Origin of the sequence: Bacteroides zoogleoformans (genome assembly GCF_002998435.1) — a bacterium.
In the GTDB taxonomy this organism is placed as follows: Bacteria; Bacteroidota; Bacteroidia; order Bacteroidales; family Bacteroidaceae; genus Bacteroides; species Bacteroides zoogleoformans.
Map to the genome: position 1 here is coordinate 2,485,534 of NZ_CP027231.1, position 24,410 is coordinate 2,509,943.

19 protein-coding genes, 2 tRNA genes and 3 rRNA genes are annotated in these 24,410 nt (G+C 46.7%); 20 read left to right on the forward strand and 4 right to left on the reverse strand.

The window, feature by feature from the left end; genetic code table 11:
* Positions 1-5: 5 nt before the first annotated feature.
* The 5 genes from C4H11_RS10255 (at position 6) to C4H11_RS10275 (ending at position 5,025) form a co-directional block, all read left to right on the forward strand.
* A complete protein-coding gene (locus tag C4H11_RS10255) occupies positions 6-299 on the forward strand; it encodes a PG0541 family transporter-associated protein (protein ID WP_106041760.1) in 294 nt (97 codons plus the stop codon).
* A gap of 102 nt (positions 300-401) precedes the next feature.
* Positions 402-1,775: an SGNH/GDSL hydrolase family protein gene (locus tag C4H11_RS10260; RefSeq protein ID WP_106041762.1), complete on the forward strand. Its 1,374-nt coding sequence runs from the start codon at positions 402-404 to the stop codon at positions 1,773-1,775.
* Positions 1,711-2,685 (forward strand): SGNH/GDSL hydrolase family protein, encoded by a 975-nt coding sequence (locus tag C4H11_RS10265; protein ID WP_106041764.1) that lies wholly within the window; start codon positions 1,711-1,713, stop codon positions 2,683-2,685. The genes C4H11_RS10260 and C4H11_RS10265 overlap by 65 nt, the downstream gene beginning before the upstream one ends.
* On the forward strand, positions 2,672-4,180 hold the full coding sequence (locus C4H11_RS10270) for an MBOAT family O-acyltransferase (RefSeq protein ID WP_106041766.1): 1,509 nt from the start codon (positions 2,672-2,674) through the stop codon (positions 4,178-4,180). The genes C4H11_RS10265 and C4H11_RS10270 overlap by 14 nt, the downstream gene beginning before the upstream one ends.
* Positions 4,181-4,329: 149 nt before the next feature.
* Complete coding sequence (locus C4H11_RS10275; protein ID WP_106041768.1) at positions 4,330-5,025, forward strand: SGNH/GDSL hydrolase family protein; 696 nt, start codon at positions 4,330-4,332, stop codon at positions 5,023-5,025.
* A gap of 294 nt (positions 5,026-5,319) precedes the next feature.
* On the opposite strand, the gene C4H11_RS14200 is transcribed toward C4H11_RS10275, so the two are convergent.
* Entirely contained in the window at positions 5,320-5,460 is a 141-nt protein-coding gene (locus C4H11_RS14200) for a hypothetical protein (protein WP_164996532.1), read from the reverse strand.
* 468 nt (positions 5,461-5,928) lie between these two features.
* Here C4H11_RS14200 and C4H11_RS10285 point away from each other — a divergent pair.
* The 10 genes from C4H11_RS10285 to der all read left to right on the forward strand — a co-directional run bounded on the left by C4H11_RS10285 (position 5,929) and on the right by der (position 15,455).
* Positions 5,929-7,456: ribosomal RNA gene (locus C4H11_RS10285) — 16S ribosomal RNA — on the forward strand.
* 120 nt (positions 7,457-7,576) lie between these two features.
* Positions 7,577-7,650: transfer RNA gene (locus C4H11_RS10290), tRNA-Ile, on the forward strand.
* 11 nt (positions 7,651-7,661) lie between these two features.
* Positions 7,662-7,735, forward strand: a tRNA-Ala gene (locus C4H11_RS10295).
* A gap of 110 nt (positions 7,736-7,845) precedes the next feature.
* Positions 7,846-10,735, forward strand: a 23S ribosomal RNA gene (locus C4H11_RS10300).
* Between the two features lie 93 nt (positions 10,736-10,828).
* Positions 10,829-10,939 (forward strand): 5S ribosomal RNA (rrf, locus tag C4H11_RS10305).
* Together the 16S, 23S and 5S rRNA genes with 2 tRNA genes alongside form the textbook arrangement of a ribosomal RNA operon.
* A 193-nt stretch (positions 10,940-11,132) precedes the next feature.
* Positions 11,133-11,711, forward strand: a complete 579-nt coding sequence (locus tag C4H11_RS10310; RefSeq protein WP_106041772.1) for a YceD family protein — start codon at positions 11,133-11,135, stop codon at positions 11,709-11,711.
* Positions 11,712-11,723: 12 nt separating this feature from the next.
* A complete protein-coding gene (rpmF, locus tag C4H11_RS10315; protein ID WP_002562387.1) occupies positions 11,724-11,909 on the forward strand; it encodes a 50S ribosomal protein L32 in 186 nt (61 codons plus the stop codon).
* Between the two features lie 208 nt (positions 11,910-12,117).
* Positions 12,118-13,119: a beta-ketoacyl-ACP synthase III gene (locus C4H11_RS10320; protein ID WP_106041774.1), complete on the forward strand. Its 1,002-nt coding sequence runs from the start codon at positions 12,118-12,120 to the stop codon at positions 13,117-13,119.
* Between the two features lie 96 nt (positions 13,120-13,215).
* Positions 13,216-14,097 (forward strand): GTPase Era, encoded by an 882-nt coding sequence (era, locus tag C4H11_RS10325; protein ID WP_106041776.1) that lies wholly within the window; start codon positions 13,216-13,218, stop codon positions 14,095-14,097.
* Between the two features lie 44 nt (positions 14,098-14,141).
* Complete coding sequence (gene der / locus C4H11_RS10330; protein WP_106041778.1) at positions 14,142-15,455, forward strand: ribosome biogenesis GTPase Der; 1,314 nt, start codon at positions 14,142-14,144, stop codon at positions 15,453-15,455.
* Positions 15,456-15,599: 144 nt separating this feature from the next.
* Here der and C4H11_RS10335 read toward each other — a convergent pair whose 3' ends face one another.
* Together C4H11_RS10335 and C4H11_RS10340 are read right to left on the reverse strand one after the other, a co-directional pair.
* Entirely contained in the window at positions 15,600-16,370 is a 771-nt protein-coding gene (locus C4H11_RS10335) for an ABC transporter ATP-binding protein (RefSeq protein ID WP_106041780.1), read from the reverse strand.
* The gene (locus C4H11_RS10340) at positions 16,367-17,110 is read right to left on the reverse strand and encodes an MlaE family ABC transporter permease (RefSeq protein ID WP_106041782.1); all 744 of its coding nucleotides are present in this window, start codon (positions 17,108-17,110) and stop codon (positions 16,367-16,369) included. Before C4H11_RS10340 ends, C4H11_RS10335 begins: the two co-directional genes overlap by 4 nt.
* A 77-nt stretch (positions 17,111-17,187) precedes the next feature.
* Here C4H11_RS10340 and lptB point away from each other — a divergent pair, with 77 nt between their 5' ends.
* Positions 17,188-17,982, forward strand: coding sequence for an LPS export ABC transporter ATP-binding protein (gene lptB / locus C4H11_RS10345; RefSeq protein ID WP_106041784.1), 795 nt, complete (start codon positions 17,188-17,190; stop codon positions 17,980-17,982).
* Between the two features lie 75 nt (positions 17,983-18,057).
* Here the strand turns inward: lptB and C4H11_RS10350 are convergent, their stop codons facing one another.
* Positions 18,058-18,306 carry an RNA recognition motif domain-containing protein gene (locus C4H11_RS10350; RefSeq protein WP_106041786.1) on the reverse strand — a complete coding sequence of 83 codons (249 nt, stop codon included), beginning with the start codon at positions 18,304-18,306 and terminating at the stop codon, positions 18,058-18,060.
* A gap of 343 nt (positions 18,307-18,649) precedes the next feature.
* Between C4H11_RS10350 and tig the strand changes: the two genes are divergently transcribed.
* The 4 genes from tig to recQ all read left to right on the forward strand — a co-directional run bounded on the left by tig (position 18,650) and on the right by recQ (position 24,401).
* On the forward strand, positions 18,650-20,005 hold the full coding sequence (gene tig, locus C4H11_RS10360; protein WP_106041790.1) for a trigger factor: 1,356 nt from the start codon (positions 18,650-18,652) through the stop codon (positions 20,003-20,005).
* 133 nt (positions 20,006-20,138) lie between these two features.
* On the forward strand, positions 20,139-20,801 hold the full coding sequence (clpP, locus tag C4H11_RS10365; protein WP_106041792.1) for an ATP-dependent Clp endopeptidase proteolytic subunit ClpP: 663 nt from the start codon (positions 20,139-20,141) through the stop codon (positions 20,799-20,801).
* Between the two features lie 2 nt (positions 20,802-20,803).
* Positions 20,804-22,048, forward strand: a complete 1,245-nt coding sequence (clpX, locus tag C4H11_RS10370) for an ATP-dependent Clp protease ATP-binding subunit ClpX (RefSeq protein ID WP_106041794.1) — start codon at positions 20,804-20,806, stop codon at positions 22,046-22,048.
* A 169-nt stretch (positions 22,049-22,217) separates the two neighbouring features.
* Positions 22,218-24,401: a DNA helicase RecQ gene (recQ, locus tag C4H11_RS10375; protein WP_106041796.1), complete on the forward strand. Its 2,184-nt coding sequence runs from the start codon at positions 22,218-22,220 to the stop codon at positions 24,399-24,401.
* Positions 24,402-24,410 lie beyond the last annotated feature (9 nt).

Genomic DNA, 24,410 nt, shown 5'->3' on the forward strand with positions numbered 1-24,410 from the left:
AAGGTATGAAATCTGTATTGATAACCTTCGACCAAGCGTATTACGAACGCATCATCGCCACTTTAGATCGTCTGAACTGCCGTGGCTTCACCTATTGGGAGCAGGTGCGTGGCCGTGGAAGTAAGACGGGTGACCCGCATTACGGCAGCCACGCATGGCCCTCCATGTGCTCGGCCATCCTGACGATGGTAGAGGATGAGAGGGTGGAGCCGTTGCTGGAAGTGCTGCACGATATGGACAAGCAAACCGAGCAGTTGGGACTCCGGGCCTTTGTCTGGAATATAGAAAAGTCCATATAGCTGTAAAAGAGACCTGCCAAAAGTGAAACTTGCTTACGGCAGGTCTTTTACTTTTTGTGAATTTATCATTTTTCCTTACTATTCTTTATCTTTGTGCCCACGATGGAAAAAAACTCTTTGAGACATACGGGGCTGCTGGTATTCCTTGTAGTAGGAATACTGTTGTTGTTGCGTTTCCTGCCCGTTATTACGGTGGACGGTCATACGTTGCGGCATGTAGATATACTTGGCGATTTGCGTCCTTCCTCTCCTCGGGCGGAGGTGTCGGACAGTCTGCCGCCACCACCCGTAGTGAAGCCGGCCTTCGTTGATACCTGCCGCATCGGGATGACCTGCATCGAAGATTATAGCGACTCCACGTTGCGTGGCATGACGGGTTTCTATCGTGCACTCAATGAACTTCGGGAAACGCCCCGCCCGGTACGCATCGCCTACTTTGGCGATTCTTTTATCGAAGCCGATATCCTGACGGCCGATTTGCGGGAGATGCTCCAGAAAAACTATGGAGGTTGCGGGGTGGGATTTGTCACTATCACGTCCATGACCAGTGGCTTTCGTCCCACGGTGCACCATTCTTTCGGAGGATGGCAGAGCCACTCCATTATGGATTCCGCTTTCTTCGATCGTAGCCGGCAGGGCGTTTCGGGACATTACTTCGTGCCTCGCGCCGGGGCTTATGTGGAGCTGAAAGGGCAGAACCGCTATGCCTCGTTGCTCGATACCTGCCGGCGTGCCTCCATCTTCTTTTACTCCAAAGATACGCTTACCATTTCGGCCAGCATCAACCGGGGCGAAACGCTGACACGCACGTTCAATCCGGCGGAAGACTTGCAAGTCATGACAGTGGAAGGCCGCATCGGGGCTGTGCGCTGGACGGTGCACCGAGCAGACTCCACACTGTTTTATGGCCTGGCAATGGACGGGCAGGCGGGCGTTGCGGTAGATAACTTCTCTTTGCGTGGCAGTTCCGGCCTTTCATTGCGCTCGGTGCCCATACGTATGATGCGCGAGTTCAATGAACAGCGTCCTTACGACCTGATTGTCCTGCAATTCGGCTTGAATGTGGCCACTGAGCGCGGGCGGAATTATGATAAATACATTACAGGCATGCAGACCACGGTGCAGCATCTGAAAGAGGCTTTTCCGCAGGCCGGCATTCTCATCGTCAGTGTGGGCGACCGTGACTATAAGACACCGGACGGTGAGTTGCGCACCATGCCCGGCATCAAGAATTTGGTTCGTTATCAGCAGAGTCTGGCGGCGGATGAGGCTGTTGCTTTCTGGAATATGTTCGAGGCGATGGGAGGTGATGGCAGTATGGCAGGGTTAGTGCATGCCAAGCCATCTATGGCCAATTATGATTATACACACATCAACTTTCGTGGTGGCAAGCGTTTGGCCGGACTGTTATATGAGGCACTTATTTACGGAAAAGAACAATATGACAGGAGGCGTGCCTATGAATTGGAGCCGTGAGGATAAACTTCGGAATATCAACCGGTTGGCCGTTTGCAGCCTGGCGCTTCTTTGCCTGACTCTTTCTTGTCGGCTTCATGCACAAGATGGGCTTCCCTCCCGTCCGCTTCCTGATAGAGTAACAGCCGGTGCGGTTTTTGTCGACAACAAGCGGCCGGCTGATACGGTATCTATCCCGGAAGAGGTGATTCCGGAAGCGTTCCGGCAACTGAAGGAGAATGATTTGAACGATAGCCTTGGCATCCTTCATCCTTTTTGGGAGAAACTTCGTCTGACACGGCTTGGCATTTCCACGGATACGTTGCGCATCCTGCATGTGGGCGACAGCCATGTGCGCGGACATGTCTTTCCTCAAACCGCCGGCCAACTGATGCGGCAAACGTTCAGGCAGATCTCTTATGTAGATATGGGCATCAACGGCGCCACTTGTGTCACGTTTGCCCGAGCAGACCGTATTGCAGAGATTGCATCCCTGAATCCCGATTTGCTAATTCTTTCTTTCGGTACCAACGAGAGCCATAGCCGGGGATATGTCTCATTGTCTCATTACCGGCAGATGGACGACCTTGTACGTATGCTTCGCGACAGCTTGCCCGAAGTACCTATGCTGATGACCACCCCTCCGGGTTCTTACGAGAGTTTTGGCCGGCGTAGGCGGCGTACGTATAAAGTTAATCCGCGCACGGCCGTTGCCGTGCGTACCATCCGACGCTATGCCGATGAAAACGGGCTGGCCGTGTGGGATATGTACGGCATTCTGGGCGGTGTCCGCCGTGCTTGCCTCAACTGGCAGGAAGCCGGACTGATGCGTCCCGACCACGTGCACTATATGCCCGAAGGCTATCAGCTGCAAGGAAGATTGTTTTACCAAGCTCTTTTAAAAGCCTATAACGATTATGTGGAATATTGACGAATTCTTTTCCGGACTTGATATAGACTTAACCAAGCTGTGTGATCTCCTGACTTACGATTCGAAAGCACCGATGATATTCAGCAGCGGTATCTTCCTTTGGCTGTTCACCGCTTTCGTTTTGGTGTATCTGCTGTTGCAGTGCCGCACCACGGCCCGGTTGCTCTTTGTTACCGCATTCTCTTATTACTTCTATTATAAGAGTAGCGGAACTTATTTCTTCCTGCTGGGGCTTGTCACGGTGAGCGATTTCTTCATAGCCCGTCTCATGGCCCGTGAGGCGAAGCCTTGGCTGCGGAAGGCGTGGGTCACATTGAGCCTTACCATCAATCTGGGATTGCTGTGCTATTTCAAATATACTAATTTCCTCGGTGAGTTCTTTGCCTCCCTCACCGGAGGCACTTTCACTGCAATGGACATATTCCTGCCCGTGGGCATTTCGTTCTTCACCTTCCAATCGTTGAGTTATACCATTGATGTGTATCGTAGGGAAATCGCACCGCTCGCTAATCTGTTGGATTATGCTTTTTATGTGTCTTTCTTCCCGCAATTGGTAGCAGGTCCTATCGTGCGTGCGCGCGACTTCATTCCGCAAATCCGTCGCCCGTTGTTCGTTTCAAGCGAGATGTTCGGGCGTGGGGTCTTTCTTATAGCCGGCGGTCTGTTCAAGAAGGCGGTCATATCAGACTACATCAGTGTAAATTTCGTGGAACGTATCTTCGATAACCCCATTCTCTATTCGGGCGTGGAGAACCTGATGGGCATTTACGGCTATGCCTTACAGATTTATTGCGATTTTTCCGGCTATAGCGATATGGCCATCGGCATTGCCTTGTTGCTGGGCTTCCATTTCAATATAAACTTCAACTCACCTTATAAGTCTGCTTCCGTAACGGAGTTTTGGCGCAGGTGGCACATTTCGTTGTCCGGCTGGTTGCGCGATTATCTCTACATCTCTTTGGGCGGCAACCGGAAAGGGAAGATACGCCAGTACCTCAACCTTATCATCACGATGTTTCTGGGCGGACTGTGGCATGGCGCTTCTTGGAACTTTGTTCTTTGGGGCATGATGCACGGTGTTGCCTTGGCGCTTCATAAAGCTTGGATGGCACTCACCGGATGCCGGAAAGGGGAACGGAGTAGTGCTATTCGCCGTTTCTTTGGCATGCTCATCACGTTTCATTTCGTCTGCCTGTGCTGGGTCTTCTTCCGCAATGCGGAGTTCTCCACGTCGATAGACATGCTGAAACAGGTATTCACGACTTTCCGCCCTCAGCTCTTCCCGCAGTTGATAGAAGGCTATTGGGAGGTATTTGTGTTGATGGGGCTGGGATATTTCTTGCATTTCGTACCCGATAGTTGGGAGCGCGTTTGTACGAAGTCCGTCATCCGTCTCCCCTTGTTGGGGAAGGCGGTGCTGATGGTACTGGTTGTTTACCTTGTCATTCAGATGAAAAGCGCGGAGATTCAGCCGTTCATTTATTTCCAATTTTAACTTATCTGCAAATTGGTTAAAGGAAATTTATAGTGATAATTTTTATTTATCTTTCCTCTAAAGAAAAAAATGATTTCTTTATTATGCCGGTGTAAAAAGCTCATGCTTTTTATGTACTTTTGTTTTGTGAACCGTAAAAGAAATTTTGTATGAATCATAAATCTTCAGTGCTGTTTGTTGCACTCTTTCTATCTTTCGCGTCGGGGCTTTGGGCGCAAAAAAAAGTCTCCATTCTGGGCGATTCTTATTCTACATACGGAGGTTACGTCACTCCTGCCACCAATCTCTGCTGGTACAACGGAGCAGACGGCGGCAAGGAAAAGCAGAATGATGTGAAAAAGGTTGAACAAATGTGGTGGTATCATTTCATTCGTGAACATGGCTATCAGTTGGAATGCAATAACTCTTATTCCGGTTCTACCATCTGTCTCACAGGTTATAGAAAAGAAGATTATTCTGACCGTGCTTTTATCACTCGCCTTTTGAACATCGGACATCCTGATATAATCTTCGTCTTTGGTGGTACCAACGATAGTTGGGCCGGTGTGCCTATTGGTGAATATAAATATTCCGGCTGGACTAAAAGTGAACTTTATAGCTTCCGCCCGGCTTTCTGCTATCTGCTTTCTTCTTTGAAGGAGCTATATCCCGATGCTTGCATTTATAATATTACCAATTCAGATTTGTCTGATGTTATTACCTCTTCTATAGAGGATATCTGCCGTCATTATGGCGTTATGAATATCCATCTAAAGAATATTGACAAACAGTTGGGGCATCCTTCGGTTGAAGGAATGAAAAGCATCAGCGAGCAACTGAGACAAATCATTGTGGCAAAGGATTGATACCGTTGAAATCAGAAAAAGTTTCCTCCGTATCCGCTCCGTATCTCCTCCGTATCCGCTCCGCATCTCCTCCGTATCTCCTCCGTATCACCTCCGTATCACCTCCGTATCTCCTCCGTATCACCTCCGTATCATCTCCGTATCTCCTCCGTATAATCTCCGCTTATATGGATACGGAGCGGAGGTGGTGCGGACACGGCGGAGACACGCCGCCGGCACGCCTCATATGTTTTTCTCTCCTTTCCCCTCCCTTACCCCCGTGTCCTTTCCCCCTTTTTTCTTCCTTTTCCATTATTATAATGTGTCCCTTCCGCTCCCCACCTTTCCTCCCTTCCTTTTCTTCTCCCTCCTACCTTGCTGTTTTTCAGCCGTTTGATTATTTTTTTTCATTTTTCTCGGAAAAAAGTTCCCCGTATATTTTGCCGTATTTCCCATAAGCTCTACTTTTGCATCCGCTTTCGGCAACGGGGGCATGTGCGCTTTGACATGATGGTTTGCGAGATGCTGCAAGCGGCTTTCGTTTCCCTTTATTCTCCTCCCCTTTCGCAGAGAGAGCGTGTGGCGGTAAATAAAAAAGGGAAAAAAACTTCTCCGATAATTTGGAGTATATTGCTAAAAGTGCTTACCTTTGCATCCGCTTTCCCTTAGAGGTCAGCGCCGTCGATCTTTGAACAGATTTACATAAACAATACAAGTAGTACAAGATCAAGATTCGTTTTCCGTTCATTCGGAAGGCGTTCTTGGGTAAAACAGAAGAACCGTCAATGCCCCCTTGCTTATTCGCTCGGGGGATTGAACATTGAGACTTCTTTAGAATTTCGGATGTCCTGAACAGAGCAACATGCCCTCCTTTTTCCCATTTTCTTCGGGATTTGGGTTTAAGTGAGAGCACACGATACTTTTACAATGAAGAGTTTGATCCTGGCTCAGGATGAACGCTAGCTACAGGCTTAACACATGCAAGTCGAGGGGCAGCATGGACTTAGCTTGCTAAGTCCGATGGCGACCGGCGCACGGGTGAGTAACACGTATCCAACCTTCCGGTTACTCCGGTATAGCCTTTCGAAAGAAAGATTAATCCCGGATAGTATGGTGATTCCGCATGGTTTCTCCATTAAAGGATTCCGGTAACCGATGGGGATGCGTTCCATTAGGCGGTTGGCGGGGTAACGGCCCACCAAACCTACGATGGATAGGGGTTCTGAGAGGAAGGTCCCCCACATTGGAACTGAGACACGGTCCAAACTCCTACGGGAGGCAGCAGTGAGGAATATTGGTCAATGGGCGTAAGCCTGAACCAGCCAAGTAGCGTGAAGGATGACTGCCCTATGGGTTGTAAACTTCTTTTATAAGGGAATAAATTGAGGCACGCGTGCCTTTTTGCATGTACCTTATGAATAAGGATCGGCTAACTCCGTGCCAGCAGCCGCGGTAATACGGAGGATCCGAGCGTTATCCGGATTTATTGGGTTTAAAGGGAGCGTAGGCGGGCGCTTAAGTCAGCTGTGAAAGTTTGGGGCTCAACCTTAAAATTGCAGTTGATACTGGGCGTCTTGAGTGCGGCACAGGCAGGCGGAATTCGTGGTGTAGCGGTGAAATGCTTAGATATCACGAGGAACTCCGTTCGCGAAGGCGGCTTGCCGGACCGTAACTGACGCTGATGCTCGAAAGTGTGGGTATCAAACAGGATTAGATACCCTGGTAGTCCACACGGTAAACGATGAATACTCGCTGTTTGCGATATACAGTAAGCGGCCAAGCGAAAGCGTTAAGTATTCCACCTGGGGAGTACGCCGGCAACGGTGAAACTCAAAGGAATTGACGGGGGCCCGCACAAGCGGAGGAACATGTGGTTTAATTCGATGATACGCGAGGAACCTTACCCGGGCTTGAATTGCAACCGAATTACCTTGAAAGGGGTAAGCCGCAAGGCGGTTGTGAAGGTGCTGCATGGTTGTCGTCAGCTCGTGCCGTGAGGTGTCGGCTTAAGTGCCATAACGAGCGCAACCCTTATCGACAGTTACCATCGGGTCATGCCGGGGACTCTGTCGAGACTGCCGTCGTAAGATGCGAGGAAGGGGGGGATGACGTCAAATCAGCACGGCCCTTACGTCCGGGGCTACACACGTGTTACAATGGGGGGTACAGCAAGCCGCCCGGCGGCGACGCCCGGCCAATCCTAAAAACCCCTCTCAGTTCGGACTGGAGTCTGCAACCCGACTCCACGAAGCTGGATTCGCTAGTAATCGCGCATCAGCCACGGCGCGGTGAATACGTTCCCGGGCCTTGTACACACCGCCCGTCAAGCCATGAAAGCCGGGGGTACCTGAAGTGCGTAACCGTAAAGGAGCGCCCTAGGGTAAAACCGGTGATTGGGGCTAAGTCGTAACAAGGTAGCCGTACCGGAAGGTGCGGCTGGAACACCTCCTTTCTGGAGTGACTTCGTATATTTTTAGGAAGTCCGGTTCTCCTGTCTTGTACCGCCTGTTTGTTTATCCGAATACGAGAAAAGTAGAAGCCGGGCCTTTTCCACGGCCGGGGTTTGACTGACAGTCCTATAGCTCAGTTGGTTAGAGCGCTACACTGATAATGTAGAGGTCGGCAGTTCAACTCTGCCTGGGACTACCCTTTTTTGGGGGGGATTAGCTCAGCTGGCTAGAGCACCTGCTTTGCAAGCAGGGGGTCAACGGTTCGAATCCGTTATTCTCCACATATTCCCGTGTTTTCGGGTATTACGATCTTTGACATGATGCGAACAATAAAAAAGTAAAGTTAAAGCTGAAAGTATATATCGACCCACACAATGTGAGCCGGTACGATAAAAAAGCAAGTAAGGGCGCACGGCGGATGCCTTGGCTCTCGGAGGCGATGAAGGACGCGATAAGCTGCGATAAGCCGCGGGTAGGTGCAAATAACCTTTGATCCGCGGATTTCCGAATGGGACAACCCGTCACTTTGAAGGAGTGACATCTGTCACAGACAGAGGCTAACGCGGGGAACTGAAACATCTTAGTACCCGCAGGAAAAGAAAATAAACAATGATTCCCCCAGTAGTGGCGAGCGAACGGGGATGAGCCCAAACCACCGGCGTTACGGCGCCGGCGGGGTTGTAGGACCACGTTCCGGCATGTGTTACGGTGAGTGGAACCGCCTGGAAAGGCGGGTCATAGAGGGTGATAACCCCGTACACGAAACCGTATCCAGCCCAGTGGTATCCTGAGTAGCGCGGAGCACGAGAAATTCTGCGTGAATCTGCCGGGACCATCCGGTAAGGCTAAATACTCCCGAGAGACCGATAGTGAACCAGTACCGTGAGGGAAAGGTGAAAAGCACTTCGAGCAGAAGAGTGAAACAGTTCCTGAAACCGTGCGCCTACAAGCGGTCGGAGCCGCCTATTGGCGGTGACGGCGTGCCTTTTGCATAATGAACCTACGAGTTACTTTTTCCGGCGAGGTTAAGGGTCTTGAGACCTGGAGCCGAAGCGAAAGCGAGTCTTAATAGGGCGTTTTAGTCGGAAGGAGTAGACGCGAAACCAAGTGATCTACCCTTGGGCAGGTTGAAGGATGGGTAACACCATCTGGAGGACCGAACCGATAAGCGTTGAAAAGCTTCCGGATGACCTGAGGGTGGGGGTGAAAGGCTAATCAAACTTGGAGATAGCTCGTACTCCCCGAAATGCATTTAGGTGCAGCCTTGACTTATACCGGCATGAGGTAGAGCGACTGATAAGATGCGAGGGCTTCGCCGCCTATCAAGTCTTGACAAACTCCGAATGCTTGCCGGTTCTATGTCAGGAGTGAGGGCACGGGTGCTAAGGTCCGTGTCCTAAAGGAGAACAATCCGGACCAGCGGCTAAGGCCCCCAAATGAATACTAAGTTGAACTAACGAAGTCAGATTGCTAAGACAGCTAGGATGTTGGCTTGGAAGCAGCCATTCATTTAAAGAGTGCGTAACAGCTCACTAGTCGAGGAGTTTGGCGTGGATAATAATCGGGCATAAGTATTCTGCCGAAGCCCTGGGATGATATCATCATCGGTAGGGGAGCATTCCACTCTGCGTCGAAGGCGAAGCGCGAGCTTCTCTGGAGCGTGTGGAAAAGCAAATGTAGGTATAAGTAACGATAAAGGGGGTGTGAACCCCCCTCGCCGTAAGACTAAGGTTTCCTGATCAACGCTAATCGGATCAGGGTAAGTCGGGTCCTAAGGCTCAGCCGAATGGCGATGCCGATGGCAGAACCGGTTAATATTCCGGTACTACCTTCAGGAGTGACGCGGTGACGGAGCAGTGACAGTGCCGCCGGCTGACGGAATAGCCGGTTGAATGGTGTAGGTGTCGAGGAGGGCAGGCAAATCCGTCCTCCGAGCCGAACCTGATAGTATGGGGCGTCCTTTGGACAACCCAATAGCGCATGTAATCATACTCCCCAGAAAATCCGCTAAACATAATCCTGTAGGTACCCGTACCGCAAACGGACACACGTAGTCGGGTTGAATATACTAAGGCGCTTGAGTGATTCACGGTTAAGGAACTAGGCAAACTGACCCTGTAACTTCGGGATAAAGGGTCCTCCGTAAAACGGAGGCGCAGAGAATCGGTCCAGGCAACTGTTTAACAAAAACACAGGGCTGTGCTAAATTGAAAGATGAAGTATACAGCCTGACACCTGCCCGGTGCCGGAAGGTTAAGAGGAGACGTCATCGATAAGAGAAGCGTTGAATTGAAGCCCCGGTAAACGGCGGCCGTAACTATAACGGTCCTAAGGTAGCGAAATTCCTTGTCGGGTAAGTTCCGACCTGCACGAATGGTGTAATGATCTGGACGCTGTCTCAACCGTGAGCTCAGTGAAATTGTAGTATCGGTGAAGATGCCGATTACCCGCGATGGGACGAAAAGACCCCGTGAACCTTTACTATAGCTTAACATTGAATTTGGGTAATTGATGTGTAGGATAGGCCGGAGGCATTGAAGTCGGGACGCCAGTCCCGGTGGAGCCGCCGTTGAAATACGGCCCTTTGGTTATTTGAGTTCTAACCCGTTGATTTTCGGGGACATTGTTTGGTGGGTAGTTTGACTGGGGTGGTCGCCTCCAAAAGCGTAACGGAGGCTTCTAAAGGTGCCCTCACGGCGATTGGTAACCGCCGGCAGAGTGTAATGGCATAAGGGCGCTTGACTGGGAGACATACACGTCGATCAGGTAGGAAACTAGAGCATAGTGATCCGGTGTTTCTGTATGGAAAGGACATCGCTCAAAGGATAAAAGGTACTCCGGGGATAACAGGCTGATCCCTCCCAAGAGCTCATATCGACGGAGGGGTTTGGCACCTCGATGTCGGCTCGTCACATCCTGGGGCTGGAGAAGGTCCCAAGGGTTGGGCTGTTCGCCCATTAAAGTGGCACGCGAGCTGGGTTCAGAACGTCGTGAGACAGTTCGGTCTCTATCTATCGTGGGCGCATGAAATTTGCGCGGCTCTGACACTAGTACGAGAGGACCGTGTTGGACCGACCTCTGGTTTACCGGTTGTGCCGCCAGGCGCATCGCCGGGTATCTACGTCGGGATCGGATAAGTGCTGAAAGCATCTAAGTACGAAGCCGGCCGCAAGATTAGATTTCTTTTCAGGGTCGTCACAGACTATGACGTTGATAGGACGCAGGTGTACAGGCAGCGATGTCACAGCCGAGCGTTACTAATTGCCCGTCCGCTTTTTTGTCTTCCGCTTTCGTGGTTGGTATATACGTTCAGCTTGCGGTCATCCGTGTGATACGGTGACCGTGCTTTGCTTTTCGCCTCATGTCTTTCTTATTCAGGTGGCTATAGCGCCGGGGCTCCACCTCTTCCCATTCCGAACAGAGAAGTTAAGCCCGGCCGCGCCGATGGTACTGCGTAACAGTGGGAGAGTAGGTAGCCGCCACTTTCAGGAATCCCCTTCATCAGAATACAGGATGGAGGGGATTTACTGTTTATGTGGACTTGGAAAGTTCGGGAACATGAAGACCGGAGGACTGTGCCTGAGATAAAAATGACATTAAAAAGAAGATTTTATTCTAAACGCTACATAATCAGGATTATTATTTGTATCTTTGTCGCCCGAATAAATAGAAGGAGCTTTGGGAAAGTTTGATAAATACAAAATAGACCTGAAAGGTATGCGGGCGGATACTTGCAAGTATGAGTTCGTGTTGGATAACCTTTTCTTTGCCAATATCGATGGACCAGAGGTTCAGAAAGGTAAGGTGAATGTGGCGTTGCTTGTAAAGAGAACCTCTCGCGCCTTTGAATTGAACTTTCAGACGGAAGGGGTGGTTTGGGTACCATGTGACCGCTGTTTGGAAGATATGGAGCAACTCGTTAACTCTACAGATAAGTTACTCGTTAAGTTTGGCCATGAATATGCCGAAGAAGGTGATAACCTTATTGTAATACCTGAGGAGGAGGGTGAAATTAATGTGGCATGGTTCATGTACGAGTTTGTTGCTTTGGCCATCCCGATGAAGCATGTACATGCTCCCGGCAAATGCAATAAAACAATGACTAATAAGTTGAGTAAACATTTGCGTACTACTCCGGATGACGAGAGTGAGGAAGCTCTTATCCCAGAGGAGGAAACAGACCGGATGAGTGATGAGGAGGAAGCGCAGGTTGATCCGCGTTGGGAAGAATTAAAGAAAATATTAGATAACAATTAAATATTAACGAAAATGGCACATCCTAAGAGAAGACAGTCAAAAACAAGAACTGCAAAGAGAAGAACTCATGATAAAGCAGTAGCTCCTACATTGGCTATTTGCCCGAACTGTGGCGAATGGCATGTGTATCACACTGTATGTGGTGCATGCGGTTATTATAGAGGTAAGCTTGCTATTGAAAAAGAAGCTGCCGTATAATTGCGGTTTGTTTGACTAAAAATTATACTTGAATACCGAATGCCTGAAAGGATTTGTACATGAAATGAACAAATCCTTTTGGACTACCGTTATTTCTACAGTTTTAGAGTCTATGTGAGTTCAGCCTGTGGGCTTTTGAATAAAAGAGAGAAAGCCAATAAAGAAACAGGTTGATGTTGCCTGGCTCTTATAAGTAAACAAGAATTTAATGGAAAAAATAAATGCAGTAATTACAGGAGTCGGTGGCTACGTACCGGATTACGTTTTGACGAATGACGAAATCTCAAGGATGGTAGATACCAACGATGAATGGATTATGACTCGTATCGGAGTAAAGGAAAGACGTATTCTGAACGAAGAAGGATTAGGTAGCTCGTATATGGCGCGTAAGGCTGTAAAACAATTGATGCAACATACCGGTGCCAATCCTGATGATATTGATTTAGTTGTCGTTGCCACTTCCACTCCGGATTATCATTTCCCCTCTACCGCTTCCATTTTATGTGATAAACTCAGACTCAAAAATGCTTTTGCTTATGATTTGCAGGCAGCTTGTTGTGGGTTTCTCTATCTGATGGAGACGGGAGCCAATTTTATCCGTTCGGGCAGATATAAGAAGGTTATTATTGTGGGAGCTGATAAAATGTCGTCGGTAGTTGATTATACCGACCGTGCCACTTGCCCTATTTTTGGTGATGGAGCGGCGGCCTTTATGTTGGAGCCTACAACAGAAGAAGTGGGTATTATGGATGCGATTCTGAGGACAGATGGTAAGGGACTTCCATTTCTGCATATGAAAGCGGGTGGCTCTGTTTGTCCTCCCTCTTATTTTACAGTGGATAACCACATGCATTATGTCTATCAGGAAGGACGTACAGTATTCAAGTATGCTGTCTCCAACATGTCGGACGTCAGTGCAGCTGTTGCAGAAAGGAATGGTTTGACTAAGGAAACCATAAATTGGGTGATTCCGCATCAAGCTAATCTTCGTATCATCGATGCTGTGGCACATCGCTTGGAAGTTCCTCATGAGAAAGTGCTGATCAATATAGAACGGTATGGTAATACCAGCGCCGCGACGTTGCCGCTTTGTATTTGGGACTTCGAAGAGAAACTGAAAAAGGGAGATAACCTGATCTTTACAGCATTCGGCGCCGGATTTACATGGGGAGCCGTGTACGTGAAGTGGGGGTATGACAGTAAGGGATGAAGTCCCGGCGGGTACTCAATCAGAATAATATAATAAAAAAACGCATCCTATCTCGATTCGATGCGTTTTTTTGTCTCAATCTAAAAACAGACAGTCATGCATAAGGCAGGTTTTGTTAATATCGTGGGAAATCCCAATGTAGGTAAATCTACATTGATGAATGCTTTGGTTGGTGAGCGCATCTCTATCGCTACTTTCAAAGCGCAAACTACGCGTCATCGGATTATGGGTATCTATAATACGGATGACATGCAGATTGTGTTTTCGGATACGCCGGGCGTATTGAAACCAAACTATAAATTGCAGGAGTCTATGCTGAACTTCTCTACGTCGGCATTGACGGATGCGGACGTGTTGCTATATGTGACGGATGTAGTTGAGACACTTGATAAGCACAACGACTTTGTAGAGAAAGTGGCTTGTATGGAAGTGCCGGTGTTGCTATTAATCAATAAAATAGATTTGAGCAATCAGGAAAAGCTTGTGCAACTGGTGGAAGCATGGAAGGAGTTGCTGCCAAAGGCGGAGATTATTCCTCTCTCGGCAGTTACGAAATTCAATGTGGATTATGTGATGAAGCGGGTAAAGGAACTGTTGCCCGATTCGCCCCCTTATTTTGATAAGGATCAATGGACGGATAAGCCGGCAAGATTTTTCGTGACTGAAATCATTCGCGAAAAGATTTTGTTATACTATGATAAGGAAATTCCTTATTCGGTAGAAGTGGTGGTGGAACAGTTTAAGGAGGAGGCAAGGAAGATACACATCAATGCCGTAATCTATGTGGAGCGTGATTCGCAAAAAGGTATTATTATCGGCAAGCAGGGGAGGGCTCTGAAGAAGGTGGCTACCGAGGCGCGCCGTGACTTGGAGAGATTCTTTGGAAAAACGATTTTTCTGGAGACTTTTGTAAAGGTTGATAAAGATTGGAGAAGTTCGGATAAGGAACTGCGCAATTTTGGTTATCAACCGGATTAAAAATTTATGCGACTGCGACTGTCGTAAAACAAGAGTGTTGAACTATGGGAAATTTAGTTGCAATTGTAGGACGTCCCAATGTGGGAAAATCTACATTATTTAATCGTCTGACCAAAACACGTCAGGCAATTGTGAACGAGGAAGCGGGGACGACTCGTGACCGCCAATATGGAAAGACCGAGTGGGTGGGACGTGAGTTCTCGATAGTAGATACGGGTGGCTGGGTAGTGAATTCCGACGATATTTTTGAAGAGGAGATTCGCAAGCAAGTGTTGATGGCTGTGGATGAAGCAGACGTTATTCTGTTTGTGGTAGATGTGGTGAACGGAGTGACCGACCTTGACCAACAGGTGGCCGCCATACTGCGCCGTGCCAAGAAGCCTGTGTTGCTGGTAGCCAATAAAACAGACAACAACGAGTTGCAATACAATGCTCCCGAATTTTACAGCTTGGGCTTGGGTGATCCTTATTGCATTTCGGCTATAACGGGTAGCGGGACAGGCGATTTGATGGACCTCATTGTCGGCGAGTTCAAGAAAGAATCTGATGAAATATTGGACGAAGATATTCCCCGTTTTGCCGTGGTGGGACGTCCCAATGCCGGCAAATCGTCTATTGTCAACGCTTTTATCGGAGAAGAACGCAATATCGTGACGGAAATAGCGGGAACTACCCGCGACTCCATTTATACGCGTTACAATAAGTTCGGTTTCGACTTTTATCTGGTAGATACGGCAGGAATCCGCAAGAAAAGCAAGGTAAATGAGGATTTGGAGTACTACTCTGTGATACGTTCCATCCGTTCCATTGAAAATGCCGACGTTTGTATATTGATGATAGATGCTACACGTGGTATCGAGAGTCAGGACCTGAATATCTTTTCTTTGATTCAGAGAAATGCCAAAGGGCTGGTGGTTGTGGTGAATAAGTGGGATCTGGTGCAAGACAAGACCGTGAAAGTGATGAAGACTTTTGAGAATGCCATCCGCGAGCGCCTTGCCCCATTCGTTGACTTCCCCATCATATTTGCTTCGGCACTGACGAAACAACGCATTTTGAAAGTGCTGGAAGAGGCACGCAATGTGTACGAAAACCGTATGACGCGTATTCCGACCGCCCACCTGAATGAGGAGATGTTGCCACTTATCGAGGCTTATCCGCCTCCTTCCATCAAGGGGAAATACATCAAGATAAAATACGTCACGCAGTTGCCCAATACACAAGTTCCTTCGTTTGTCTATTTCGCCAATCTTCCGCAATATGTGAAGGAGCCGTACAGGCGATTCTTGGAAAACAAGATGCGTGAAAAGTGGAGCCTGACCGGGACGCCGATTAATATTTATATCAGGCAGAAATAAAGCACCGTCAAGCAAGTGCGGTGTGTAAAATGTGACACACAGCCCCAAAAAGACATGAAAAGGCTGTGTGTCACATTTTTTTGTTTACACTTTCCTCCGCCCCGACTTTCTGTTTATAAAGAACACTTAGCCTTTTGTTCTTTTCTATCTTTCGATATTTTGTCTTTCAACTTCTCTTACTTTGCGGAATAAGTCGGAAGCAAAGATGAAATTGTTCAGTCGTTTATTGCTGGAGGTGAAGATGACATCTTTGTTGCCCTCCCACTCTTTATGTCCTTCGTAGATATAAATGATTTTCTCTCCGATTCCCATTACGGAATTCATGTCGTGGGTATTGATGAGTGTGGTCATGTTATATTCCTTGGTGATATCTTGTATCAATTCATCAATCACGATGGAAGTTTTGGGATCCAGACCGGAGTTAGGCTCGTCGCAAAAGAGGTATTGAGGATTGAGGGCGATGGCGCGCGCAATGGCTACACGCTTTTGCATACCTCCACTAATCTCTCCGGGAAATTTATCTTTAGCTTCGAGCAGATTGACGCGTTCCAGGCAGAACATTGCACGGCGGGTACGGTCACGCAGTGTGTCGTTGCTGAACATGTTGAGTGGGAACATCACGTTGTCCAATACTGTTATGGAGTCGAACAGAGCAGCGCTCTGAAAAATCATTCCCATTTCCCGGCGAAGCACTTTCTTTTCTTTTTTGCCCATGGCCAAAAAGTTGCGGTTGTCGTATAGCAGCTCTCCTTTTTCCGGGGTCAGCAGACCTACGATGCACTTCATCAATACCGTCTTTCCCGAGCCGCTTTGCCCGATGATCAGGTTGGTCTTCCCATTCTCAAAAGTGGCATTGATATCTTTCAACACCTCTTTTTCTTCAAATGACTTGCATAATCCTTTAAGTTCAATCATCCCATTAAAAGTTGAGTTAATATTAAGTCGGCAAACAGGATGAGTACACTACTGCATACGACGGAGTCGGTAGAAGCCTTTCCTACTTCGATGGATCCTCCTTCGACTGTGTAGCCGAAGAAAGCCGATACACTGGCTATGATGAAAGCAAAAAACAGAGACTTGATGATGCTGCACCAGATGAACCATTCGACGAACATGTATTGCAGACCATATTCCAAGTCTACGGCCGACATGATGCCGCCAAACCAGCAGGTGCAGAAAGCACCGATGATGCCGGAGAAGATGCTGAACGTCACCATCAGCGGGATGGTTGTCACCATGGCGATGATCTTGGGCAGAATAAGGTAGTTGGCGGAGTTCACTCCCATGATTTCAAGGGCATCTATCTGTTGTGTCACTCGCATGGTGCCCAATTCCGAGGCGATGTTCGAGCCTACTTTACCGGCCAGAATCAAACACATGATGGAGGAAGAAAACTCCAGCAGCATGATTTCGCGGGTGACATACCCCACTGTCCACCGGGGCATGAAAGGACTTTCTATATTCAGTTTTATTTGTATGGTGATAACCGCACCGATAAAGAAGGATATCAGCAATACGATGCCGATGGAGTTGACACCGAGCTGTTCCAGTTCGTTGACGTATTGGCGGAAAAACATGCGCATGCGTTCGGGACGGGCAAACACGCGCCCCATCAGCATGATATATCTTCCTACAGTCTTGAGTGCTTTGAACATAACATATAAGTATTTGAATGCAAATGTACACTATTTCAGCTTATTTTTGCTACATTTGCGGCGAAAACCTTTAGAGTATGGAAGAAGAAAAAGGCATAAGGGACAATGTAGAAGAAAGAGAGGAAGAGAGGATGGTGCTACGCACGGAAAACCTGGTGAAAAAATACGGGAAGCGTACGGTAGTGAGCCATGTGTCTATTGACGTGAAGCAAGGTGAGATTGTGGGATTGTTGGGGCCGAATGGTGCCGGAAAAACTACTTCTTTCTATATGACTGTGGGGCTGATTACTCCGAACGAAGGGCGTATCTTCTTGAATGATTTGGAAATTACGAACTATCCGGTGTACAAGCGCGCGCAGACGGGTATCGGTTATCTGGCGCAGGAAGCCTCGGTTTTCCGTCAGATGAGTGTGGAGGATAATATTACGTCTGTGCTGGAGATGACGGACAGGCCTCTGGAATATCAAAAAGATAAATTGGAGAGCCTGATTGCAGAATTTCGCCTTCAGAAAGTCAGAAAAAATAAAGGAAACCAGTTGTCGGGTGGTGAACGGCGGCGTACGGAGATTGCCCGTTGTCTGGCCATCGACCCAAAGTTTATTATGCTTGACGAGCCTTTTGCCGGTGTGGATCCTATTGCGGTAGAAGACATTCAACAGATTGTTTGGAGGCTGAAAGATAAAAATATAGGAATACTGATTACAGACCATAACGTGCAGGAAACGTTGAGCATCACAGACCGCGCCTATCTGCTATTCGAAGGGAAGATTCTGTTTCAAGGTACTCCCGAAGAGTTGGCGGAGAATAAGATTGTGCGTGAGAAATATTTGAGTAACAGCTTCGTGCTCCGTCGCAAAGACTTTATGAAATGATCTCCGGGCATTGCCGGCTGCTAATAAAAAAGACCGCCTAAGCGGTCTTTTTTGTTTCTCCTAAATGCGTTATAATTAATATTTGGGAGGTCTTGCTTCTTTAACTACCATCTGACGTCCGAAGAATTCGGCTCCGTCAAGTTCGGCAATAGCTTTGGCAGCCGCGGCGCTGTCTTCCATTTCTACAAAAGCAATGCCTCTGAAGCGTCCGGTTGTACGGTCATTGATAAATTTTACAGAAGTTACTGTTCCGTAGTCTTCCATAGCTTTCTGCAGGTCACTCTCCTTAATGCGGTAGTTAAGGTTTCCAACATAAATGTTCATAATGAAAATGATAAAAATAAATTAATTGAATAAAACTCTCTTGGGCAGAAGGCTAAATAATCAAAAAGATGACAACAACAGAGAGTTTACAAAAGCGTTTAAAAAAACGGAGTAAAAACTATGCAATAGAAATCGAGAAAACTAAAATGCCTTCATTCCGCGACAAAGAAACGCATAATATTCCGATTTACAACTCTTTTTGACATTTATTTTGCTTTTTCTTTTTTCAGGATGGATGCGAAATAATTCGGCAATGTTTTTGGGTATTTGAAAGAATAACACTAATTTTGCATCTTCATTTGAGATATGGAACAAAGTATAAATCAAATAAATAATTGTCAGAATGAACGTTTCATTGCAAAACATTGACAAAGTAAGCGCACTGCTTACTGTAAAGCTTGAGAAAGCGGATTATCAGGAAAAAGTAGACAAATCATTGAAGAACTTCCGTCAGAAAGCACAAATTCCCGGCTTCCGCAAAGGAATGGTGCCCATGAGTCTGGTTAAGAAGATGTACGGCAAGTCTGTATTGGCCGAAGAAGTGAATAAAATGCTGTCGGAAACAGTATATAAGTATATACAAGACAATAAAGTTGACATATTGGGCGAACCTCTGCCTAACGAAGACAAACAAAAAGAGATTGATTTCGATACAATGGAAGAATTTGAATTCTTGTTCGATATTGCTCTGGTACCTGAGTTCAAGGCCGAAGTCAGCACTAAAGACGTAGTGGACTATTACGAGGTTGAAGTGACTGACGAAATGGTGGACAACCAAGTGAAAGCTTACACGCAACGTAATGGCAAGTATGAACAAGTGAGTGCCTATGAAGACAATGACATGCTGAAGGGCTTGCTCGCAGAGTTGGATGAGGACGGCAACACCAAGGAGGGAGGCATTCAGATAGAAGGTTCTGTGATGATACCTTCATACATGAAGAATGACGAGCAGAAAGCCATCTTTGCCGGTGCAAAGGTAAATGATGTACTTGTGTTCAATCCCCATAGGGCTTGGGATGGCAATGCTGCTGAACTTGCTTCTTTGCTGGAGGTTGAGAAAAAGGATGCATCCGAAATGAAATCGAACTTCAGTTTCCAGATTGAAGAGATCACTCGTTTCGTCCCGGGCGATCTGACACAGGAAATCTTCGACCAAGTGTTTGGTAAAGATACCGTGAAGAGCGAAGAGGAGTTTCGTGCTAAAGTAAAAGAAATGGTTGCCAATCAGTTTGCGGCCGACAGCGATTATAAATTCCTGATCGATGCACGCAAGATGCTGATGGAGAAAGTGGGCAAATTGGAATTCCCCGATGCACTGCTGAAACGCATTATGCGTCAGAACAACCCGGATAAGGATGAGAAGTTCGTAGAAGGCAACTATGACAAGAGCATCGAGGAGCTGGTTTGGCACTTGATTAAAGAACAGTTGGTAAAAGCCAATGATATCAAGGTTGAGCAAGACGATATTGCCAACATGGCAAAAGAAGCTACTCGCGCACAGTTTGCTCAATACGGCATGATGAATGTGCCCGAAGATTTGATAGAAAGCTATTCCAAAGAAATGCTGAAGAAGCAAGAGAGAGTGGAAGGTCTGGTGAACCGTGTTGTTGATACCAAACTGGCCGCCGCCTTGAAAACGCAGGTTAAATTGAATAATAAAGCCATCTCTGCGGAAGAATTCAACAAAATGTTCGAATAATATTCGATAGCCTTCACGGCTGTATTTTATAAAGAAACACAGAGTTTGACAAACTATAACTCTGTGTTTTTTTTGTCGCTGTGTTCTTTTTTGTTTCTTTGCACTTCATATCAAATTAAAAAAATAGAAAGAAATGGATGATTTTAAGAAATACGCAACCAGGCATTTGGGAATGAACAGCTTGGTGCTGGACGATGTGATAAAGTCGCAAGCGGGATATTTGAATCCTTATATTCTTGAAGAACGTCAACTCAATGTAACCCAGTTGGATGTATTCTCCCGTTTGATGATGGACCGTATTATTTTTCTCGGTACGCAAATAGACGACTATACTGCCAATACTTTGCAGGCTCAGTTGCTTTACTTGGATTCCGTGGAACCGGGTAAAGACATCTCCATTTATATAAATTCACCGGGTGGTTCGGTGTATGCCGGTTTGGGTATTTATGACACCATGCAGTTTATCAGTAGCGATGTTGCTACCATTTGCACAGGAATGGCGGCAAGCATGGCAGCTGTATTGCTGGTAGCGGGCGCAGAGAAAAAGCGCTCTGCTCTGACGCATTCGCGTGTGATGATACACCAGCCTATGGGCGGTGCGCAAGGACAAGCTTCGGATATTGAAATCACGGCGCGTGAAATTCAGAAACTGAAGAAGGAACTTTATACTATTATCGCCGACCATTCTCATACCCCTTTTGATAAGGTTTGGGCAGATTCTGATCGTGACTATTGGATGACCGCTCAGGAAGCCAAGGAATATGGTATGGTGGATGAGGTATTGATAAAGAAATAAATATGGCAGATTCAAAAAGAAATAAGAATAGATGTAGTTTTTGTGGACGTTCGGAGGATGAAGTCGGTATCCTTATTACGGGATTGAACGGTTATATTTGTGACAGTTGTGCCACTCAAGCTTATGAGATAACGCAGGAAGCCTTGGAGGGAGCTCAAAAAAAAGGAACCTCGAAGTTGAACCTGAAGGAACTTCCTAAGCCTTTGGAAATTAAGAAATTCCTCGATCAGTATGTGATAGGGCAGGATGACGCGAAACGCTTCTTGTCAGTATCTGTATACAATCATTATAAACGCTTGTTGCAGAAAATCGATGGAGATGATGTGGAAATTGAAAAGTCCAACATTATCATGGTGGGGAGCACCGGTACCGGAAAGACGTTGTTGGCACGTACGATTGCCAAGCTGCTGCATGTGCCCTTCACCATCGTAGATGCAACGGTGTTGACTGAAGCCGGTTATGTGGGTGAGGATATCGAAAGCATACTGACACGTTTGCTGCAAGTGGCGGATTATAACGTGGCAGAAGCCGAACGGGGGATTGTTTTTATCGATGAGATAGACAAGATAGCTCGCAAAGGTGATAATCCTTCCATAACCCGTGATGTGAGTGGTGAAGGAGTACAACAAGGACTGTTGAAACTGTTGGAAGGCTCTGTTGTAAACGTCCCTCCCCAAGGTGGTCGTAAACATCCTGAACAAAAGATGATTGCGGTCAACACCAAGAATATCCTGTTTATTTGTGGCGGAGCCTTTGACGGTATTGAGAAAAAAATAGCACAAAGATTGAATACCCATGTGGTGGGATATAGCGCTATACGCAATACTGCTATCATAGACAAAAGCAATATGATGCAGTACATTGCTCCGCAGGACTTGAAGGCATTTGGATTGATACCCGAGATTATCGGTCGTCTTCCGGTATTGACTTATCTTAATCCCTTGGATCGTACTGCATTGCGCGCTATCCTTACGGAGCCCAAAAATTCAATCGTCAAGCAGTATATCAAACTGTTTGAGATGGACAGCGTGAAGCTTACTTTTGAAGATGCTGTTTTTGAATATGTTGTAGATAAAGCTGTAGAATACAAATTAGGTGCCCGTGGCTTGCGCTCTATCGTGGAGACTATCATGATGGATGCTATGTTCGAGATTCCATCAGAACACCAAGAAAACTTTGTTGTGACGCTGGATTATGCCAAGCATCAGTTAGAAAAAACGAATATTGCGAAACTTCAAAGTATTTAAAATCAAGAAGGTAATGCAAAGTACGACAGGTTTTTATCTTTTGATGGAAAAATATTCGGTGGATTATGCTTGAAATTTAAGAAGTTGTTTTTAACTTTGTTAGGATTCTTTGTGTAGAAGTACACGAAGTTTTCTTAGAAGTAACTCAATAACAACAACCTAATGAATCATGGCAGGGAAGAAGACTAATTTGACAGACCAGCTGAAGAAATACTTCGGATTCGATGCGTTTAAAGGAAATCAGGAAGCGATAATGGAGAATCTATTGGCAGGCAACGATACTTTTGTGCTGATGCCTACCGGTGGAGGAAAATCCTTGTGTTACCAGTTGCCCTCTTTGTTAATGGAGGGGACGGCTATCGTGATATCTCCTTTAATAGCTCTGATGAAAAATCAGGTTGATGCGATGCGTAATTTCAGTGAAGAAGACGGAATTGCCCATTTTATCAATTCTTCCCTTAATAAAAGTGCGATAGATCAAGTCAAGGCTGACATCCTCAGCGGTAAGACAAAACTGTTGTATGTGGCTCCTGAGTCTTTGACTAAAGAAGAGAATGTGGAGTTCTTAAAGACGGTAAAGATATCGTTTTATGCCGTAGACGAGGCTCATTGCATTTCCGAGTGGGGACATGATTTTCGTCCTGAATATCGTCGCATCCGCCCTATCATCAATGAGATAGGAAAAGCCCCGCTGATTGCATTAACTGCGACGGCCACTCCTAAAGTGCAGCACGATATTCAGAAAAACCTGGGTATGGTAGAAGCGCAGGTATTCAAATCGTCGTTCAATCGTCCGAACCTCTATTATGAGGTGCGTTCTAAGACAGTAAACGTAGATAAAGATATCATCAAGTTCATTAAAAACAATCCCGAGAAATCCGGTATTATCTATTGTCTGAGCCGGAAGAAGGTGGAAGAGCTTGCTGAAATTTTACAGGCGAACGGAATCAATGCCCGTGCCTATCATGCCGGAATGGATTCTGCCACACGGACACAGAATCAAGATGACTTCTTGATGGAGAAGATTGATGTGATCGTGACTACCATTGCCTTTGGTATGGGAATCGATAAGCCTGATGTGCGTTATGTCATCCATTACGATATCCCCAAAAGTCTGGAAGGATATTATCAGGAGACGGGACGTGCCGGAAGAGATGGAGGGGAAGGGCAGTGTATTACTTTCTATACCAATAAAGATTTGCAGAAACTTGAGAAGTTTATGCAAGGGAAGCCTGTCGCAGAGCAGGAAATAGGCAAGCAGCTTCTGCTGGAAACAGCTGCGTATGCTGAATCTTCTGTATGTCGCCGGAAGTCATTGCTTCATTATTTCGGTGAAGAATATACGGAGGAAAATTGTGGTAATTGTGACAACTGTTTAAACCCGAAAAAGCAAGTGGAAGCTCAAGAATTATTATGTACTGTGATTGAAACGATTCTCTCGGTAAAAGAAAATTTTAAAGCGGACTATATTATAGATGTAATACAAGGCAGAGAAACATCGGAGGTGCAAGCTCATCGGCACGAGGAGCTTGATGTGTTCGGCTCCGGTATGGACGAAGAGGATAAAACGTGGAATGCTGTCATTCGCCAAGCTCTCATTGCCGGTTATTTGAGTAAAGAAGTAGAAAACTACGGTTTGCTGAAAGTGACAGAGGATGGTAAAAAATTCCTCAAGCATCCTAAGTCGTTCAAGATAGTAGAAGACAATGATTTTGAGGATACGGAGGAAGAGGCACCTGCACGCGGAGGAGCTACATGTGCCGTAGATCCTACGTTGTACTCCATACTGAAAGATCTGCGCAAAAAACTGTCCAAGAAGTTGGAAGTGCCGCCTTATGTCATCTTTCAAGATCCTTCTTTGGAAGCAATGGCCACTATTTATCCGGTGACGCTGGATGAACTGCAAAACATTCCCGGCGTGGGAGCCGGTAAGGCCAAACGTTACGGCGAAGAGTTTTGCAAACTGATAAAACGCCATTGCGAGGAGAACGAGATAGAACGTCCGGAAGACTTGCGCGTGCGTACCGTAGCCAATAAATCAAAAATGAAAGTGGCCATTATTCAGGCCATTGACCGCAAGGTGGCATTGGATGATATTGCCATGTCAAAAGGTATTGAGTTTGAGGAATTGTTGGATGAAATAGAGGCGATTGTTTATTCGGGAACCAAGCTGAATATCGACTATTTTCTGGAAGACATCATGGATGAAGACCACATGCTTGATATCTATGATTACTTCAAGGAGTCTACGACCGACAAGATAGACGATGCTTTGGATGAACTGGGAGATGACTTTACGGAAGAAGAAGTTCGTTTGGTGCGTATCAAATTTATCTCAGAGATGGCAAATTGATTGTTTTTG

Bases quoted from the DNA above. Each gene is read 5' to 3' on its own strand.
- rpmF (WP_002562387.1), top strand. From the start codon at position 11,724: ATGGCACATCCTAAGAGAAGACAGTCAAAAACAAGAACTGCAAAGAGA.
- clpX (WP_106041794.1), top strand. From the start codon at position 20,804: ATGGCAGATTCAAAAAGAAATAAGAATAGATGTAGTTTTTGTGGACGT.
- C4H11_RS10275 (WP_106041768.1), top strand. From the start codon at position 4,330: ATGAATCATAAATCTTCAGTGCTGTTTGTTGCACTCTTTCTATCTTTC.
- recQ (WP_106041796.1), top strand. From the start codon at position 22,218: ATGGCAGGGAAGAAGACTAATTTGACAGACCAGCTGAAGAAATACTTC.
- C4H11_RS14200 (WP_164996532.1), bottom strand. From the start codon at position 5,460: ATGGGAAATACGGCAAAATATACGGGGAACTTTTTTCCGAGAAAAATG.
- der (WP_106041778.1), top strand. From the start codon at position 14,142: ATGGGAAATTTAGTTGCAATTGTAGGACGTCCCAATGTGGGAAAATCT.
- C4H11_RS10335 (WP_106041780.1), bottom strand. From the start codon at position 16,370: ATGATTGAACTTAAAGGATTATGCAAGTCATTTGAAGAAAAAGAGGTG.
- C4H11_RS10350 (WP_106041786.1), bottom strand. From the start codon at position 18,306: ATGAACATTTATGTTGGAAACCTTAACTACCGCATTAAGGAGAGTGAC.
- clpP (WP_106041792.1), top strand. From the start codon at position 20,139: ATGGATGATTTTAAGAAATACGCAACCAGGCATTTGGGAATGAACAGC.
- C4H11_RS10255 (WP_106041760.1), top strand. From the start codon at position 6: ATGAAATCTGTATTGATAACCTTCGACCAAGCGTATTACGAACGCATC.
- C4H11_RS10260 (WP_106041762.1), top strand. From the start codon at position 402: ATGGAAAAAAACTCTTTGAGACATACGGGGCTGCTGGTATTCCTTGTA.
- C4H11_RS10340 (WP_106041782.1), bottom strand. From the start codon at position 17,110: ATGTTCAAAGCACTCAAGACTGTAGGAAGATATATCATGCTGATGGGG.
- tig (WP_106041790.1), top strand. From the start codon at position 18,650: ATGAACGTTTCATTGCAAAACATTGACAAAGTAAGCGCACTGCTTACT.
- C4H11_RS10320 (WP_106041774.1), top strand. From the start codon at position 12,118: ATGGAAAAAATAAATGCAGTAATTACAGGAGTCGGTGGCTACGTACCG.
- era (WP_106041776.1), top strand. From the start codon at position 13,216: ATGCATAAGGCAGGTTTTGTTAATATCGTGGGAAATCCCAATGTAGGT.
- C4H11_RS10265 (WP_106041764.1), top strand. From the start codon at position 1,711: ATGAGGCACTTATTTACGGAAAAGAACAATATGACAGGAGGCGTGCCT.
- C4H11_RS10270 (WP_106041766.1), top strand. From the start codon at position 2,672: ATGTGGAATATTGACGAATTCTTTTCCGGACTTGATATAGACTTAACC.
- lptB (WP_106041784.1), top strand. From the start codon at position 17,188: ATGGAAGAAGAAAAAGGCATAAGGGACAATGTAGAAGAAAGAGAGGAA.